This window comes from Paraburkholderia sp. J41, from assembly GCF_905220235.1.
In the GTDB taxonomy this organism is placed as follows: domain Bacteria; phylum Pseudomonadota; class Gammaproteobacteria; order Burkholderiales; family Burkholderiaceae; genus Paraburkholderia.
On the sequence record NZ_CAJMZE010000003.1, the window covers coordinates 210,991 to 227,556 of the forward strand.

Here is a 16,566-nt window from a genome sequence, read left to right on the forward strand (position 1 = left end):
CGTTATCCGCATTCGTCGATCAAGGCTGACGTTTGCCGCGTCCGCCGCCGGGTTTTCCAGCCGGTTTGCGCGAACCCGCCGACGGCTTGCCGGCGGGTTTGCCGCGCGGCCGTTGCACGCTGAACGGGCTGCCGCTGATCAAGCTTGCTTCCCTGGCCGAGAGCGAGGGTTCGCGGTTGCTCTCGCCGCCTTGCGCGCGCGGCTTCTTGCCGGGCATTTGCGCGGCGCCGGGCGCGGCTTGCGGCGCTTTCGGCTTCTTCGGCTTTTTGGGCTTCTTGATGATCTCGCCCGTCGCGCTGGTTTGCGGCACGCGGTGCTCGGCCTCGAAACCCGGTTCTTCCTCGCGCGGCAGCGTTTGCCGGATCAGCGCTTCGATCGCGGCGAGTTGCGGCGCTTCGTCGGCACAGACGAGCGACACCGCCACGCCGCTGGCGCCCGCGCGGCCCGTACGGCCGATCCGGTGTACGTAGTCTTGCGCCACGATGGGCAAGTCGACGTTGATGACGAGCGGCAGGTCGTCGATATCGAGCCCGCGCGCGGCCACGTCGGTGGCCACCAGCATCTGCACGTCACCCGTCTTGAAGCGCTCCAAAGCGCGCAGGCGCGCGGGCTGCGGCTTGTCGCCGTGGATGGTGTCAACCGCATAACCCGCGCCGTCGAGCATGGCCGCGAGGTAATCCACGCCGACGCGGGTTTTCACGAACACCAGCGCGTGCTCCCAGCGGTTTTGCGCCACGAGGTGCATGAAGAGGTCCGGCTTGTTCTTTTTATCGACCGTCACCACCCATTGCCTGATCCGGCTGGCCGTGGCGTTGGGCGCACTGACGCTGATATCCACCGGGCTGCGCAGAATGCTCGCCGCCATTGCGCGAATGTCGTCGGTGAAGGTGGCGGAGAACAGCAGCGTTTGGCGCCGCGCGGGCAGCGCGGCAAAGACCGCGTTGAGTTCGCGCGCAAAGCCGAGGTCGAGCATGCGGTCGGCTTCGTCCAGCACCAGCGTTTGCACTTGATCGAACTGCACGGCGTTCTGGCGGTTGAGATCGAGCAAACGGCCCGGCGTCGCCACCAGCACGTCGACGCCCTTGCGCAGCTTCATCATCTGCGGATTGATGCTCACGCCGCCGTAGGCGGCCAGAAATCGCAAGTCGAGCCCTTTGCCGTAATCGACGAAGCTTTGCAGCACTTGCTCGGCCAGCTCGCGCGTGGGCACCAGCACCAGCACGCGCGCGCGGTTGCTGGAGACCGCCGGGCCGTGTTGCACCAGCCGCTGCAACAGCGGCAGCGCGAAACCCGCTGTTTTGCCGGTGCCGGTTTGTGCCGCGGCCATGACGTCCTTGCCGCCGAGCACGGCGGGAATTGCCTTGACCTGCACCGGCGTGGGTGTCTGGTAATTGAGGTCCCGCACATTACGCAGCAAGGGTTCGATCAGGCCAAGCGAGGCAAAAGACATGGACGTGTTCCGGACTAAAACGGTGATTTTAGCGGGGATGGCGCGCCATCGGCCGCAAGCGAATGCCGGCGATCGAGCCCGCGCCCGCTTGAAGCCGTCCGCCGTACATGGCACGATGCGCCGATGGCCACGGCGCTCGGCCCCTCTCTTCGCGATCTCGCGCTGCTCAGGCGCGTGCGCGACCGCATCGACCGCGATTTTGCGCAGGCGCTGAACGTCGAAGCGCTCGCGCAAAGTATTCATGTTTCGTCGGGACACCTGAGCCGGCAGTTTCGGCTGGCGTATGGCGAATCCGTCTATTCGTATCTGATGACGCGCCGCATCGAGCGCGCGATGGCGCTGTTGCGGCGCGGCGAGCACACCGTCACCGAAGTTTGCTTCGAAGTGGGCGGTTCGTCGCTGGGCACCTTCAGCACGCGCTTTACCGAACTGGTCGGCGTTTCGCCCAGCCTCTACAAGCGCGATCACGCCCGCGACACCGAAGGCATTCCGTCCTGCATCGCGAAACAGGTGACACGGCCGATCAGGAATCGAGAAGCCGTGGCGGCGGGAAAGGTTTAAAACGTCAATCGACGGCCGGCGCCTTGCGCCGGCGATGGGTGACCGATGGGTGACCGATGGGTGACCGATGGGTGACCGATGGGTGACTATTGCAATCACGCCTTTTTCACGCCGGAGCCTGATGATGGATATCGTTGTTCACTCGACTTTTCTTCCTCACGCCGACCCCGACGAGTCGCTTGCGTTCTATCGCGATGCGCTCGATTTCGAAGTCCGCAAGGACGTTGCGTTTGGCGCGAACCGGTGGATCACCGTCGGCCCCAAGGGCAGCGCGGGTTCCGCGAGCATCGTGTTATATCCGCCGAATGCCACGCCGGGTATCACCGATCATGAAAAGCGCACGATCGGCGAAATGATGGCCAAGGGGACGTTCGCCACCTTGTTGCTCGCCACCCGGAACCTGGATGCCGCGTTCCAGCGGCTTCAGGATCACGGCGCCGGGATCGTCCAGGAACCCGCCGATCAGCCTTACGGCGTGCGCGATCTGGCCGTGCGCGATCCGGCGGGAAACATGATCCGGATTCAGCAAATCGCTTGAAGCCGAACGGCGAGCCAGGTCCGGCCGCGTCTTTCCGCACCGCGCGCGACGGACCGACGGTCAACGCGCCGTTTGCGCCTCATAAACCCGCGCGGCGGCCGCGAGGTCTTCCAGCGCCGTTCCTACCGACTTGAACACCGTGCGTTCGTCGTCGCGGGTTCGGCCTTGCGCTTGCTCCCGGCACAAGGTTTCGAGCGTCGGCCATTGCTCGGGATTGCTCAGCACGCCGCGTTGCAGCGGCCCGAGCAGATCGCCGGACTTCTGGAAGGCTTCCGCCGTATCGACGAACAGGCGGGCGTTCTGGAAACACGCGTCGTCGGTTTCGCGCATCGCGGGCGTGAAACTGCCGATCAGGTCGAGATGCGAGCCCGGCGCGAGCCACTCGCCGCGTACGACGGGTTCGGTTGCCAGCGTCGCGCAACTGACGATGTCGGCGCGCGCCACGCTCGCGGCCAGATCGTCGGCCACGCGCGCCGCGAAGCCTTGCGCGGCAAGCTCCGCGACAAGGCGCACGGATGCCGCGCGGCTGCGGCTCCAGACCTCCACTTCGCGTATCGGCAGCACGGCGCGGTACGCTTGCGGCACGAGCTTGCCCACGCGCCCGGTGCCGACCAGCGTCATGCGCGTCGAGTCCTTGCGCGCGAGAAAGCTCGCCGCGAGCGCGGACGCCGCCGCCGTGCGCCGCGAAGTGATTTCATCGCCGTCGAGTTGCGCGAGCGGGGCGCCCGTGCGCGCGTCGTAGAGCACATAGGTCGAGTGCAAGCCGGGCAAACCGAGCGCCGCATTGCCCGGAAAAATGTTGACCGTCTTGATGCCGAGATAGCCGCCTTCCTGCCACGCGGGCATGATGAGCACGGTGCCTTCGGCGTCTTGCGCCGCGATCTTGTGAGTGTGCCGCAGCGGCACCTGGCAACCCGCGACGAACATCGCGCGCAGCGCCGCGATCAGTTCGGGAAACGGCAGCGCGTCGCGCGTCGTGGCGGCGTCGAAAATCTTCATGGGCAGCGTGTCCTTGTTCGAGTCGTTGGGGGTTCAGGGCATGACCGGCGGGTGATAGCTCAGCGTTGGCGCGAGCGCCCACAGCATGAACACCACGAGCGGCACATGCACGATCAATTGCGTGAACGTGAAGCCGACCACGTCCTTCGCGCGCAGCCCGAGCACCCCGAGCAGCGGCAGCATCCAGAACGGATTGATCAGGTTCGGCAGTGCTTCGGCCGCGTTATAAACCGTCACCGACCAGCCCAGATGCACGTGCAGCGCCTTGGCCGCCTCGATCACGTAGGGCGCCTCGATGATCCACTTGCCGCCGCCCGAGGGCACGAAGAAGCCGAGCACCGCCGAGTACACGCCCATCACGGCGGGAAACGCGCCCTGCGTGGAAATGGCGACGAAGAAGTGTGCCAGATGCTCCGACAACGGCACGCCGCCGGGCGCGGCGGCCTTGGTGAGCATGAACGCGATGCCGCCATAGAGCGGAAACTGGATCAGCACGCCGGCCGTGGACGGCACCGACTTCGCCACGGCATTGAGAAAGCGGCGCGGGCGCCAGTTCAGCAGCATGCCGAGCAGAATGAACACGAAGTTGTACGTGTTGAGGTTCGAGATCGCGAGCAGCGGATTCTTCGTCGTGAACTCGTGGCCGATCCACACGAGGCCGAGCAGCACGATCAGGACCGTCACGAGCGGGCTGTATTCGAGCCATTCGCCGGGGCGCACGGGCTTTTCCAGCTTCATGTCGATGTCGTCGAGCGAGACGCCCAGTTCCTGCGCCGTGCGCGCGCGCTCGCCGACCGGCGCGGACAAACCCGCGATGACGAGCGATGCGACGGTGAGCGCCGCGACCATCAGCATCGACTGCGGCAGGAAGATGGTTTCGGAGAACGGAATCACGCCCGTGATCGCGAGCAGCGTTTTCGGCAGGCTGTCGGGGTTGGCCTGCAACTGCGCGGCCGCCGAACTCAGGCCCAGCGCCCACGTCGCGCCCATGCCCAGATACGCGGCCGCGCCCGCCGCGCGATAGTCCATGCGCAAGTCGGTTCGGCGCGCCAGGGCGCGCGCCAGCAGACCGCTGAACACGAGGCTGATCGCCCAGTTAAAGAGCGACGCGCCGATGCTCACGAAGGCGACGAACATCACCGCGCCGCGCGCCGTGCGCGGCAGACGCGCGAGCCACGCAATGGCCTTCGAAGCCGGCGGCGAAACGGCGACCACATAGCCGGAGATCGCCACGACGGCCATTTGCATGGTGAACGGAATCAGGCTCCAGAAGCCGTCGCCGAACGCGACGCCCACGCGTTGCACCGGCGCGCCCACGGCGAGCGCGCCCAGCGCGACGACCACCACCGCGATGGCCGCGAAAATATAGGCGTCGGGAAACCAGTTCTCCGCCCAGCGCGTGACGCGCCCGGCCGTGCGTTCCAGCGCGTTGCCCGCCGTGCCTTGCGGCGCGAGCGCTTTTGCCCGTGTGACCTGTTCCATGTTCATTTCCCCTTGATGTGTTGGCGTAGCGCCCGGTACGTGTTGCGTAGTGGAACGACCGCAGATGCCGTCAAGCATCGACGACGAGATCCGACAGCGGTATCGCTTGGCACGCGAAGCACATGTCGGGTTCATCGGGCGCGTGGCCCGACAAGTGATCTATGGCGCCTTGCGCGACGCGAACCGCGCAGCTTTCGCACTGGCCGACCCGGCAGCCGCTCGGCAAGGCAACGCCGTGGCTTTCCGCGAGCGCGAGCAGGCTGCCTTGCTCCGCGGTCCAGCGCGCCGTTTTGTGCGAGCGCGCGAACGTCACCGTGAAGGCTTGCGAGGCGCCGGCGCGCGGCAGGGCGGGCGAGCGGAACGCTTCCTTGAAAATGTCGAACGCAGGCACGCCGCGCGCGACCAAGGCTTCGGTGATCGCGTTCATCATCGGCTCGGCGGCGCAGAGATAGAAGCGCGCGCGGCGCGCGACGAGCGCGTCGCTGACGACCGAGGCGTCGAGATAACCGGCGCGGTCGAAATCGACGCCCGCGATGTCCGCATTCGGACGAGGATGCGCGTAGCAATCGAATACATGCAGCTCGGGCCAGGCCTCGCGCAATTGCCGGATGCGCGCCTTGAAGGCATGCGCCGCGCCGTCGCGATTCGCGTAAAAGAGCCACATTTCAGGGCGTTTTCTTGTTGCCGGACCGTGCGCGAGCGATTCCAGATACGCGACGAACGGCGTGATGCCGATACCGCCCGCGACCATCACCACGGGCTGACGCGACTGCAACGGCAGCACGAAACTGCCGCCGGGCGCGCGCAGCGCCACTTCGTCGCCCACGCGCAATTCGCGGTGAATATGGCTCGACATCGCGCCTTCCTTCCGATGGCGCACGGCGATCGTGTAGGTGCGTCGCGCGCGCTGCCGCGCCGCGCCCACGAGCGAATAGGCGCGCGTGGCGCCGCGTTCGCCGAGCGCGGCGAGATGCACGCTCACGTGCTGACCCGGCAGATAGTCGGGCAGCGTGCCGCCGTCCTTCGCGGCGAAGGTGACGGTGCGCACGCCTTCGGCTTCGTCGGCGAGCCGCGTGACGACGAAGGGCCGCCAATCGCGCCACTTACGGCGCGCACGCTCGAACGCGGGATCGGGCTGCACGTCGCAGGCGAGCGCGCGCATCGGCATGGAGCCGCTCAGCGGGTCGTATTGCCGCCCCGAAACGAGGTTGCTGAAGTTGCTGTTGAGTTCGCCGCGCGCCGCGAAGCCCGGCATGCCGAGTTCGTCGCAAGCTTGCCACCAGCCATACTCGGCGATCAGCACGTCGTCGGCGAGCGCGGGTTCGATGCGCGCGACGAAGCGCGCCGCGCCGCGTGCGGTGCGCACGATCACCCAGTCGTCGGTTTCGAAGCCGTGCCTCGCCGCGACGGCCGCGCTCATTTCGACGAGGGGATACGGCGCGCGCTTGCGCAACCGTGTCACGCCGCGATGCTGGCTGTGGCAGTAATAGCCGTTCTTGGTGGACGTGAGCGTGTACGGGTACGCGGGATCGCGCGCCTCGTTCGAGAAACCGGCCGGCGGCACGTAGTCGGGCACGGGCGCATAGCCGTGGCGCAGCAGCTTTTCCGAATACAGCTCGACGCGCAGCGTTTCCGTGCGAAAGCCGCGCGCGCCGTCGTGCGCGGGCAGCGCGTATTGCCTTTCGCGCTGCACGAGCGGGCGCGCGATGCCCTCGGGATGCGCGCGCAGCGTTTGCACGTCGAGGCCGAGCGGCGCGAGCATGTGATTCCACCCGGCTTCGATACTGCCGCCGAAAAACGCCTCGCCCATGCCGAGCCGCGTGGCGAGCGCGAACACGATGTCGTAGTCGGCGCGGCTCTCGCCGCGCGGCGTCACCATGCGCTGACGCAACTGCACGAGTTCCACCGCGCGCTCGTCGATCTCGAAGCCGATGCGCAAGCCCTCGCGTTCCCACGGCGTGTTGATCGGCAAGAAGATGTCCGCATAGCGCGAGGACGGCGTTTCGTAGAGGTCGCAATGCACGTGGAATTCGAGCTGGCTCAGCGCCTCGTGCGCCGTTTCCGCGTCCGGTTGCGAGACGAGCGGATTGGTGCCGAAGGCGAACAGCGCGCGCACCTTGTACGGCTCGCCGTCCAGCATCGCGCGATACATGTCGCGCGCCGTGATCCAGCCCTGCGAAGGCGGCCCGAGCGGCCGCTCGTCGAGCCCGAGCGCCTTGGCGCGCTGCTGCGGCGCGAGCAGCGCGTAGGTGCTCACGGCGTTGGCCGGCTGCTTGACGAACTCGCGGTTCGAGCCGCGCGTGTCGAAGGCGCCCGTCAGCGCGTAAAGCGTGGCGATGGCACGCTCGGTTTGCGTGGCGTTGGTGTGCTGGGCGACGCCCGACCAGGCGTGATACGCGATGCGCCGGCCGGGCGCGAGCAGGGCGGCGGCGCGTTCGAGCGCTTCGGGCGCGACGCCGGTGATCGCTTCCACGCGCTCGGGCGTAAAGGCGTCGAGCGCGCGCGTGTAGCACGCGAATGCGGGCTCGCAGTCGACAGCGGCAATGGGGAAAACGCCGGCCAGCGCGAAATCCGCCGGGGTCGTGCCGGCTTCCTCGCCGAGCGCTTCCACGCGGCGACGCGTCGCGTTCCACACCATGTAGCGATTGCCCGCCGCGTAGGCGTCCACGTCGCGTTCGCGCAGAAACAGGCCGGTGTCGCGGCGCACGAGCAGCGGCGCGTTGGTCCACGTGCGCACGAAGGTTTCGTCGTAGCCGTTTGTTTCGACGATGCGGCGCGCGATGCCCATGGCCAGCGCCGCGTCGGTGCCGGGGCGCACGCGCAGCCAGACGTCGGCTTCGCGGGCGAGGGCGGTCGGGCGCGGATCGGCGACGATCAGCTTCGCGCCTGCGCGGCGTCCTTGCGCGATCGCGTCGGCCTGCGCGAGCCAGGTGTTGGCGGGGTTCGTGCCCCAGAGCAGGATGACTTCGGCGTGGCGGTAGTCGGCGGTGGGCATGCCGCAGCCGAACGTGAACGCATGCGCGACGTCCTTGTGCCAGTTGCAGATTTCGGTGGCGTAGCAGATGTTGGGGCTGCCGTACGACCAGATGAAGCGCTCGACCCAGTCGATGCTGTCGCTCATCGGCGTGCCGCTGGGCGTGGTCACGCCGAACGCCACGGATTCCGCGCCGTGCTCGCGCCGCAGCGCGCCGAGCCTTGCGGCGATTTCGTCGAGCGCCTCGTCCCAGCTTATGCGCTGCCAGCCGGGGTCGGCGGCGCCTTTGGGCGCGCTGCGGCGCATCGGGTAAAGCACGCGATGCGGGCTATGCACGAGTTCCGGCGCGGACTTGCCCTTCAGGCACATGGCGTGGCCCGTGGGATGCTCGCGGTCAGGGCGCACTTCGGTGAGCTGATCGCCGCGCACGACGTTGATCGTGCCGCAACGGGATCGGCAGAGCGTGCAATAGCCCTTTTTTTCCAGTGCTTTCGTGGCGTCGGGCGTGGCGATGAGCGGTTCCATGGCGCCATCGTACGAGTTTGAAAGAAATGCCAATTTCATATTTTTGATGCGGCATTATTGATTCTCTCAATACCTCCAGGTGCGATCCGCCGATGCCGCAACACATCACCTTGCGCCAGATCGAGTACTTTTTGTCGGTCGCCGATACGGGTCAGATTTCGCAGTCGTCGAATCTGTGCAATGTCTCGCAGTCGTCGATGACGATCGCGCTGCAAAAACTCGAAGAGGCGGTTGGCGTGCCGCTGCTCGCGCGCCATGCGAAGGGCGTGCGGCTCACGGATGCGGGCGTGCGCTTTCTGCGCCACGTGCAGCAGGCGCAGCAGTCGGTGGACCAGGCCGTGATGGCCGCGCAGGAGGAGCCGGGGCGCATTGCGGGGCACGTGCGGCTTGGTGTGACCGAAACCATTTCGGCGTACTTATTACCTTCGATGTTGTCGACCATCACGCGGCGGTTCGGCAATCTTCAGGTGGACGTGATCGAGCGCGAGCGCGAAACCGTCGAACGCATGTTGATCGACGGCGAACTGGATCTGGCGCTGCTGCTCGTTTCGAATACGGCTTTGCACGACGAACTGAAGTGCGAAACGCTGATTCGCTCGCCGCGCCGGCTGTGGACGCCGCCCGATCATCCGCTGCTCGACGCGCAACGCGTCACGCTGGACGACGTGGCCCGCGAGAATTTTCTGCTGCTCGACATGGACGAGCACGTGCGCACGGTCAAAAGCTACTGGGGGCCGTTTGGGGTGTCGCCGCGCGTGCGCATGCAAAGCACGTCGATTGAAGCGGTGCGCAGCCTCGTTGCGTTGGGCGAAGGCGTGACGATTCTTTCCGATCTGGTGTACCGGCCGTGGTCGCTTGAGGGCAATCGCATCAGCCGGCGCGACCTGAGCGTGGCGGTGCCGACGATGGACGTGGGCGCGGTGTGGTGCCGCGAGCAGCCGTTGAGCAAGCAGGTGCATGCGTTGCTCGAACTGTTTCGTTCGAGGAACTGGGTTGATGCTTAGGCAAACTGATTAAAGTTATTGCATGAAGGCACTGGTTTTGTGACCGGCAATGGATGGGGGCGGCGCGCGGGGGGGATAAAGCAGCACTCATCGGCGATGGAGTGGCGGCCCATCCTGGGTGGCCGGACGCCGCTGTTGGGCGGCCGCGCTCGGCCTCGTGTTCGATCATTGTCTAGCCCGTCACGCCTCGTTGCATCGTCCGCGATCCGTCAACCACATCCACTGAACTAAAAAATACTGAGGGGGAGGCGCCCGCATTTGCATATCGGGTCGCGCACCCAACGCGAGCGAACGCCCCAAATTCACACCGTTGATCGAATAACACGTCTGCAAGCCGTTCTTCATGCAACCCACGCACGATCGCACCCTGCATGCGGATTCCTCGGCGGGGCCGCGAACGCGCCCCGCACCATCCCTTCACCGCACGTACTGCAACAAGCCGTCCACCAGCGCATCGAAGGTCGCCCGGCAACCCGCGCTGTTGCGCAAATTCTCGTGCATCGTCACCCACGTTTCCAGTTGGAGCGCGACGAGCTTGGGAAGCAGCCGAACCAGCTTGTCATTGCGGCGCGCCAGTTCGACCTGGCAAACGCCAATGCCCGCTCCCGCGCGAATGAGCGCGAGTTGCGCGAGGTCGGTATCGGTGCGAAGCGACAGTGCCGCGCGCGTATAGCCGGGAAACGCCTTGCTGGCCTCGCGCACGAACGCCGTGGGCCGGTCGTAGCCGATGATCGCGTGCTCCCATAGCGCGGTGAGATTGCGCGGCGTGCCGTGAGCTGCCAGATAGTCGCGATGCGCGTGCAGACCGAGTTCGATGTTGCCAATGCGCCGCGCCACCAGTTGGCGTTGCGCGGGCCGCACCATGCGAACGGCGACATCGGCTTCGCGCTTGAGCAGGTCTTGCACGCGATTCGACAGCACCAGCTCGATCACAAGGCGTGGATGGCGTTCCCGCAGCGCCGCGATGATGGGCGGCAGCACCTCGACGCCGACCACCTCGCTGGCCGCCACGCGCACCACGCCCTGCGCCTGCGCGCCTTCGCCGTGATCGCGCGCCGCGCGTTCCAGCGACTCCGCGGTGCTTTGCATCGTCTCGGCGTGAGAACGTAATGCAATGGCCACGTCGGTCGGTTGCAGGCCGGTTTGCGAACGCGTGAAAAGCGTCACCTTCAACGCGCGTTCGAGCGCTTCGATATGACGGCCCGCGGTGGGCTGAGTGATGCCGAGCCCGCGCGCCGCGCCCGAAAGCGATCCCTCCTGAAGCACCGCGAGAAAGGTGCGATACAGCTCCCAGCCGATGTTCTTGTCCATACAAAAATGTATATCGGATCTACGGTATTCGGTAATTTTATCGCATTGAAAAAGCCGCGAAAATGCACGCATCGAACGACGAAAGGGAGCACGGCATGACGCGGCAAACGGTACTGGTTCTCGGCGCGACAGGCGGCATTGGCGGGGAAGTCGCGCGGCAACTCCATGAGGCGGGGTGGCGCGTGCGCGGTCTGCGCCGCGCGGCGGGCGCAACGTCCGCGGGAAAGGACGGCATCGAATGGCTACAGGGCGACGCGATGAAGCGGGACGACGTCATGCGCGCGGCGCGCGGCGCAGCAGTCATCGTTCACGCCGTGAATCCGCCCGGCTACAAGCGTTGGGCCGAGCTGGTGCTGCCGATGCTCGACAACACCATCGCCGCCGCGCGGGCCGAGGGCGCGACCATCGTGTTGCCGGGAACGGTTTATAACTTTGGTCCCGACGCGCTGCCGCTCATCGCCGACGGCGCGCCGCAGCGGCCGGTCACGCGCAAGGGCGCGATTCGGGTGGAAATGGAAGCGCGTCTGCACCGCGCCAGCGAGGCGGGCGCGCGAGCGCTGATCGTGAGGGCCGGCGACTTCTTCGGCCCGAAGGCCGCCAACAACTGGTTCTCGCAAGGTCTCGTCAAGCCTAATCGGCCGGTGAAGAAGATCGGTTATCCGGGCACGCCGGGCGTGGGGCATCAATGGTCGTATCTGCCGGATGTGGCACGCACGATGGTCGAACTGCTTGCGCGTCGCGACGAACTGCCTGCGTTCGCGTCCTTCCAGATGGCCGGGCACTGGGACGCCGACGGCTCCGCATTCGTTGCCGCCATCCAGCGCGTCGTCGAGCGGCGCACGGGGCAAAGGCCGGTGGTGGCCGCGTTTCCGTGGTGGCTGGTCACGCTGGCTGCTCCCTTCAACACCACGTTTCGCGAGGTCGGCGAGATGCGCTACCTTTGGCGGATGCCCGTGCAGATGTCGAATGCGCGCCTGGTCGACGCGCTCGGCCGCGAACCGCATACGCCGCTCGACGAGGCGGTGGAAACGACGCTCGCCGGTTTGGGCTGCTTGCCCGCGTCGGCTGCTTGAATCGGCTGTATTTGAAGCATTGCGGGCCTGTATTACGCAGATTCCTCGCGGCATTGCGAGCCTCGCTCGCCGGTCATGCGGTTTTCGCCGCGCACGCTATTTCGCGGACTCGGCCCGTGTTGGTAAGCGCCAACTCGACGAACTGCGCGACGCGCGCATTCGCGTCGCCGTAACGATGCGCGATATGAAGTGTCGTCGTCGTCGAGTTGTCGAAACACGACGCCCGGAACGGCAATCGTGCGCAACGACGCGGGCACGAGCGCAATACCCCACGACTTTCGGCTCGAAACCGCGCTTCGCGCACAATGCGAGCATTTGCTCGTGTACGACCACGCCCGCCTTGCGCGGATAAGCGATGAACGAGGCGACGGCGCATTGGTGAAGCCCACGCGCAAGCGGCCCGCTTCGCCGCTCTCATGTTCGACGCACGCGGCGCTACGGCTGTGCCGCCGCAGCGCGGCGTCGCCGCAACAACGACCGCGGCGCGAACGCTCGCCTCGCGTGCTGCCCCTTCGCTCAATGCCCGATCAGAAACCGCGCGCCCAGCGCCAGCAGGAGGGCGGGCGGCATCACGACCGCGCCGGTTTTCAGAAACTGCACGAAGCTCACCTCTTCACCTTCGCGGCGAATCGAAAGCAGCCAGAGAATGGTGGCGAGCGAGCCCGTGATCGACAGGTTCGGGCCGAGATCCACGCCGATCAGCATGGCGTCGACGACCTGCTCGGGGCTATGGGCCTGCAACGCGGTCGCGCTGGCGATCAGCCCGGCGGGCAGATTGTTGATGGCATTGCTGCCCAGCGCGACGATCAGCCCCGATACCGTGGCTGTCGCGAGGCGGCTGTGTTGCGTCGCCCCGGAAAGAAGTTGCGACAGTTGCGCGATCACGCCTGTGTGCGCAAGCATCTCCACGAGCACGAAAAGTCCCGCGACAAGCGGCAGAACGCTCCATGAAATGCCGCGTATCAATTCGACCGGCGATTCGCGTTCCTTCACGAGCACCACCAGTGTGGTGAGGATGCCGAGCACGGCGGTCGGCATGCCCAGTTGCAGACCGCAGGCGGAAACGACCAGCAACGCGACTGCCGTCACGCCGATGCCGGCCAGCGCGACCTTGCCGTTGGCGCTGAGCGTGTCGACCGGCAAATCGCTGGCGCATTCTCCGTTCAGTGCGTGCCGCTGCGTCCAGCGCAGCATGAAGAAAGTGGCCGTGATCGACAACACCGACGGAACGGCGAAGCGGCCGATCCACACACCCAACGGCGGCACCTTGTTCGCGTAGAGCACGAGATTCGCGGGATTCGAAATCGGCAGGACGAAACTCGCCGCGTTGGCAATGAACGCACATACGAACAACAGCGGCAACGGTTTCGTATTGGCCTTCTTCGCAGCGGCAAAAACGGCGGGCGTCAGCACGACGGCCGCCGCGTCGTTCGAGAGGAACGTCGTCACCATCACGCCCACCGCATAAACCAGCAGAAAGAGGCGCCTGGGCGAGCCTTTCGCGTGATTGACCGCGAGCACGGCGATCCAGTCGAATAGCCCTTCGCGCCGTCCCAGTTCCGAGAGCAGCATCATGCCGATGAGAAACAGGTAGACGTCGGTGCCTTTGGCGACTGCCTGAATCGCGAGACCGGGCGGGAGCAGTCCGAGCACGACCAGCAGCAAGGCGCCCGACACCGCCCACACCGCTTCGGGCCAGCGAAACGGGCGCAGCAATACGCCGGCGGTAGCGGCAAGCGCGATGCCCCAGGAAAGAAAGGTCGGATTCATGTAGCGAGCGAGTTGTGGGTGGCGGAATCGTTGTGAACACTACAGGCTTTTTTCAGGGAAGCGCCGAACAGCAGCCATAGCGCGAGCGAACCCGTCGACACCGCGCCCAGCACGAGAAATGCCGCTGCGTAGCCGAAATGCTGCGCGAGGACGCCGCCGAGCGCAGGGCTCAGCGCCGCCCCCGCGCCTTGCACGGTCATCGCCACGCCCTGCCCGACGTTGACTCGCCCGGTGCCCTGGAGAAGCCGCACGATGAGCGCCGGCACCGCGACGCTTTGCAGTCCCGCGCCGATGCCGTCGAGCGCCTGCACGGGCCACACGCCCCAGGCCGAGATGAATAGCGCCGCCACCAGCCCGCGCAGCGGCAACGCAAGAAAGGTGACAAGAATCACGCCCCAGTACCCGAAGCGCAGGATCAAGCGGTTCGCGAAACACGCGGCGAACACCATCACCAGTTGCGCCACCACGATCGTCTGCGCGGTGAAGGCGCTGGGGTCGCCCTTGTGTGCCGCGACCACCGCGAGGCCGTAAAGCGGCAGCATCGCGGCATTGCCGAGGTGGAACATGGCGAGCGCGGCGGACAGGAGCAGGAGCGGGCGGCACGTCAGCAGCACCCGAAAGCCGCGCGCCGGCTCGCGCGCTTGCGCCGGCGAATCCGCGTTCAAGCCTCGGGCGCTGCCGTGGTCGATGGCGTCGCGGCGGATCAGCAACGTGGAGATGACGGACAGGATGCCGAAGGCGCCCGTGAGCGCGAACACCGCGCCGAATCCATAGCGCCAGCCCAGCCAGCCCGAGAGCGCCGCGCCCACGACGTTGCCCGCGTGGTTGGCTACCTGGTTGCGGCCGAACTGCCGGTCGAAGCCGCGCTCGCGCACGATCCCGAGCGTCACGCCCGCCATTGCCGGCCCGAGCGCGGCGCCCGTCACCGCCGTGAGAATCTGCGACGCCGCGACCATCCAGTACGTGTGCGCGGCCCACAGCACGAGCGAGGCGAGGGTCGTCAGCGCGCCCGCCGCGACAATGACGCCGCGCTTGTGACGCGTTGCATCGACGAGCGCGCCGGCGGGCGAAGTGGCGAGCATGCCCGCAATGCCGCCGAGCGTCATTACCGTGCCGATGGCGTCGGGGTGCCACCCGCGCGCCTGCAACAAGACGCCGAGAAACGGCCCGATGCCCGCCTGCACATCGGCCATGAAGAAGCTCAACGCTTCGAGCGCGTAACGTGGATTCACCGCGGGATTCGTCGGCGGATTCGTCAGCGGATTCGTCGGCGGATTCATCGCGCGATCACCGTTCGTGGCGTTGCCGGCTGCGCAATGGCCGCGCGCCCAGGCGCTGCGCGGGCCGGGCTTGCAGCCCGCGACCGGACGAAACGTGCAACGCTGCGAAACGAACGAGGCGGCATGCGCTTTCTCCCTGTCGACGAAAACCGGCTTCAGCGGTTGGCTTCCACGTCGACCAGCTCGGCGATCTCGTCCACTTCGACGGTTCGCCCGTGGCGGTTCCGGACGCCATGACCCCACGCATGGACGTGCGCGCCCGGCGCGAGGTACGACGCCAGCGCGGTGGCCGCGTGCGGCGGCATGCGCAGCGAGGTGCCGTCGTCCAGCAGCGCGCCGCGCAACTCGCCCGTCGGGCCGTAAAGCGGCAGCAGCACTTCGCCGCTCGCCTCCATGGGACTGCGCGCGATGTCGGGCCGATGGGGCCGATGGGGCTTCTCGCCGTTGCGATGCGGGCCTTCGTCCAGGATGACCTTGCCGGTTGTCGTGGTGATCGAGACGGCCGCGATCACGGGCGCGCCGCGCGCTTTCACGCCGCGAACGCGCACCGCGTCGCCCGCTGCCACGAGCCGCGCGATCTGCCGCGACAGGTGAGGCGGGAAATGGACTTGCCGCAAGGGGCGCGCGCCGAGCACGAGGCCGTCCAGTTCGCCGTGCGGGTTAAGAAGAAAACGCGTTACGGTGCCGCGGGTTTCGGGAAGGCTCGCGGGATCGATCCAATGCATGTTGTAAGTCCTTTTTCGACGATGACGGAAGCAGGCAAATGCCGTGTGCGGTGAAGCCGGGCGATAGCGATAGTTGGCGCGACGACGAAGCTCACGGCGCCGGCGGCGCGCGATCGTAGAGTTTCGTCAGATTGCCGGGCGGCCCGAACGCCGTCGCCTGGAGGGCCGTGCCGTACCGCGTGCGCGTGCCGTAGCCTTGCGCCGAGACTTTCGCGCCGGTTTGCACGAGTGCGGGGAATTGCTGGGCGACGGGCGGCGTCATGCGGATCACGGTGCCGTCGGCCAGAATCACGCCGTCCGGCTCGCCGCGCGGCGTGGTCGTCACGTGCGCCACCTCGCCTTGCGCGCTGAGACGCGAGAGCGCCGCGCCGCGCAGATCGGGCGGCAGCGGCTGCGTGCCTGGCAGCGGCGGCTGATCCACGAGTTGCTGGCCGTTGCGCAGGTCGGTGATGCGCTGCGCCGCGAGCGCGCCGCCCGCATCGCGCCATCCGCTGATCTGCACGCTGTCGCCGGGGCGAACCGCCGAGGTGAGCTGCGTGCCCATGTGCGGCGGGAAATGGACCAGCGTGCCGTCGCTCGTCAGCAGGCCGTCGACATCGCCATCCGGGTTGACGAGAAAACGCGCGACCGTGCCTTGCGCGGTGGCGGGAACGCCGTCAGCGCCGAGCGGCGCGGGGCCGGGCGGCAGCGCGGCGGCGGTGTCCGGCGCGGGGGCAGGCGCAGGGGGCATGGCGCCGGCCGCGACCGGCGGCGCGGCGGGTGACGCAGCGGTCAACGCGGCGGGCGACGTCGTTTGGGTCTGGGCGGCGCAGACGGTGCTCGCCGCTATGAGCGTCGCAAGGCTCGCTGCGCTCAACGCGCGGGCGGCGGCGCG

13 protein-coding genes are annotated in these 16,566 nt (G+C 67.0%); 4 read left to right on the plus strand and 9 right to left on the minus strand.

What is annotated here, in order from left to right:
* Nucleotides 1-19: 19 nt before the first annotated feature.
* Nucleotides 20-1,450: a DEAD/DEAH box helicase gene (locus U5805_RS04560; protein WP_322102247.1), complete on the minus strand. Its 1,431-nt coding sequence runs from the start codon at nucleotides 1,448-1,450 to the stop codon at nucleotides 20-22.
* Between the two features lie 123 nt (nucleotides 1,451-1,573).
* Between U5805_RS04560 and U5805_RS04565 the strand changes: the two genes are divergently transcribed.
* Both U5805_RS04565 and U5805_RS04570 read left to right on the plus strand, forming a co-directional pair.
* Nucleotides 1,574-2,011: a helix-turn-helix transcriptional regulator gene (locus U5805_RS04565; RefSeq protein WP_322102248.1), complete on the plus strand. Its 438-nt coding sequence runs from the start codon at nucleotides 1,574-1,576 to the stop codon at nucleotides 2,009-2,011.
* Nucleotides 2,012-2,078: 67 nt separating this feature from the next.
* Nucleotides 2,079-2,549 carry a VOC family protein gene (locus U5805_RS04570; RefSeq protein ID WP_322102249.1) on the plus strand — a complete coding sequence of 157 codons (471 nt, stop codon included), beginning with the start codon at nucleotides 2,079-2,081 and terminating at the stop codon, nucleotides 2,547-2,549.
* A gap of 60 nt (nucleotides 2,550-2,609) precedes the next feature.
* On the opposite strand, the gene U5805_RS04575 is transcribed toward U5805_RS04570, so the two are convergent.
* From U5805_RS04575 to U5805_RS04585, 3 genes are all read right to left on the minus strand, one after another.
* Complete coding sequence (locus U5805_RS04575) at nucleotides 2,610-3,548, minus strand: ornithine cyclodeaminase family protein (RefSeq protein WP_322102250.1); 939 nt, start codon at nucleotides 3,546-3,548, stop codon at nucleotides 2,610-2,612.
* 33 nt (nucleotides 3,549-3,581) lie between these two features.
* Nucleotides 3,582-5,030 carry a short-chain fatty acid transporter gene (locus U5805_RS04580; RefSeq protein WP_322102251.1) on the minus strand — a complete coding sequence of 483 codons (1,449 nt, stop codon included), beginning with the start codon at nucleotides 5,028-5,030 and terminating at the stop codon, nucleotides 3,582-3,584.
* Between the two features lie 70 nt (nucleotides 5,031-5,100).
* Nucleotides 5,101-8,529 (minus strand): molybdopterin-dependent oxidoreductase, encoded by a 3,429-nt coding sequence (locus U5805_RS04585; RefSeq protein ID WP_322102252.1) that lies wholly within the window; start codon nucleotides 8,527-8,529, stop codon nucleotides 5,101-5,103.
* Between the two features lie 92 nt (nucleotides 8,530-8,621).
* Between U5805_RS04585 and U5805_RS04590 the strand changes: the two genes are divergently transcribed.
* Nucleotides 8,622-9,533: a LysR family transcriptional regulator gene (locus tag U5805_RS04590; protein WP_322102253.1), complete on the plus strand. Its 912-nt coding sequence runs from the start codon at nucleotides 8,622-8,624 to the stop codon at nucleotides 9,531-9,533.
* Between the two features lie 417 nt (nucleotides 9,534-9,950).
* On the opposite strand, the gene U5805_RS04595 is transcribed toward U5805_RS04590, so the two are convergent.
* On the minus strand, nucleotides 9,951-10,844 hold the full coding sequence (locus tag U5805_RS04595) for a LysR family transcriptional regulator (RefSeq protein ID WP_322102254.1): 894 nt from the start codon (nucleotides 10,842-10,844) through the stop codon (nucleotides 9,951-9,953).
* Between the two features lie 95 nt (nucleotides 10,845-10,939).
* Between U5805_RS04595 and U5805_RS04600 the strand changes: the two genes are divergently transcribed.
* Complete coding sequence (locus U5805_RS04600) at nucleotides 10,940-11,917, plus strand: NAD-dependent epimerase/dehydratase family protein (protein ID WP_322102255.1); 978 nt, start codon at nucleotides 10,940-10,942, stop codon at nucleotides 11,915-11,917.
* Nucleotides 11,918-12,433: 516 nt separating this feature from the next.
* On the opposite strand, the gene U5805_RS04605 is transcribed toward U5805_RS04600, so the two are convergent.
* From U5805_RS04605 to U5805_RS04620, 4 genes are all read right to left on the minus strand, one after another.
* Nucleotides 12,434-13,687, minus strand: coding sequence for an arsenic transporter (locus tag U5805_RS04605; protein WP_322102256.1), 1,254 nt, complete (start codon nucleotides 13,685-13,687; stop codon nucleotides 12,434-12,436).
* Nucleotides 13,684-14,919, minus strand: coding sequence for an MFS transporter (locus U5805_RS04610; protein ID WP_322102359.1), 1,236 nt, complete (start codon nucleotides 14,917-14,919; stop codon nucleotides 13,684-13,686). The genes U5805_RS04605 and U5805_RS04610 overlap by 4 nt, the downstream gene beginning before the upstream one ends.
* Nucleotides 14,920-15,122: 203 nt before the next feature.
* Nucleotides 15,123-15,692 carry a hypothetical protein gene (locus tag U5805_RS04615; RefSeq protein ID WP_322102257.1) on the minus strand — a complete coding sequence of 190 codons (570 nt, stop codon included), beginning with the start codon at nucleotides 15,690-15,692 and terminating at the stop codon, nucleotides 15,123-15,125.
* Nucleotides 15,693-15,783: 91 nt separating this feature from the next.
* Entirely contained in the window at nucleotides 15,784-16,422 is a 639-nt protein-coding gene (locus tag U5805_RS04620) for a hypothetical protein (protein ID WP_322102258.1), read from the minus strand.
* Between the last annotated feature and the right edge of the window lie 144 nt (nucleotides 16,423-16,566).

Excerpts from the sequence above, each read along its gene's own strand:
- U5805_RS04560 (WP_322102247.1), bottom strand. The coding sequence starts at position 1,450 with ATGTCTTTTGCCTCGCTTGGCCTGATCGAACCCTTGCTGCGTAATGTG.
- U5805_RS04565 (WP_322102248.1), top strand. The coding sequence starts at position 1,574 with ATGGCCACGGCGCTCGGCCCCTCTCTTCGCGATCTCGCGCTGCTCAGG.
- U5805_RS04570 (WP_322102249.1), top strand. The coding sequence starts at position 2,079 with ATGGGTGACCGATGGGTGACTATTGCAATCACGCCTTTTTCACGCCGG.
- U5805_RS04575 (WP_322102250.1), bottom strand. The coding sequence starts at position 3,548 with ATGAAGATTTTCGACGCCGCCACGACGCGCGACGCGCTGCCGTTTCCC.
- U5805_RS04580 (WP_322102251.1), bottom strand. The coding sequence starts at position 5,030 with ATGGAACAGGTCACACGGGCAAAAGCGCTCGCGCCGCAAGGCACGGCG.
- U5805_RS04585 (WP_322102252.1), bottom strand. The coding sequence starts at position 8,529 with ATGGAACCGCTCATCGCCACGCCCGACGCCACGAAAGCACTGGAAAAA.
- U5805_RS04590 (WP_322102253.1), top strand. The coding sequence starts at position 8,622 with ATGCCGCAACACATCACCTTGCGCCAGATCGAGTACTTTTTGTCGGTC.
- U5805_RS04595 (WP_322102254.1), bottom strand. The coding sequence starts at position 10,844 with ATGGACAAGAACATCGGCTGGGAGCTGTATCGCACCTTTCTCGCGGTG.
- U5805_RS04600 (WP_322102255.1), top strand. The coding sequence starts at position 10,940 with ATGACGCGGCAAACGGTACTGGTTCTCGGCGCGACAGGCGGCATTGGC.
- U5805_RS04605 (WP_322102256.1), bottom strand. The coding sequence starts at position 13,687 with ATGAATCCGACCTTTCTTTCCTGGGGCATCGCGCTTGCCGCTACCGCC.
- U5805_RS04615 (WP_322102257.1), bottom strand. The coding sequence starts at position 15,692 with ATGCATTGGATCGATCCCGCGAGCCTTCCCGAAACCCGCGGCACCGTA.
- U5805_RS04620 (WP_322102258.1), bottom strand. The coding sequence starts at position 16,422 with ATGCCCCCTGCGCCTGCCCCCGCGCCGGACACCGCCGCCGCGCTGCCG.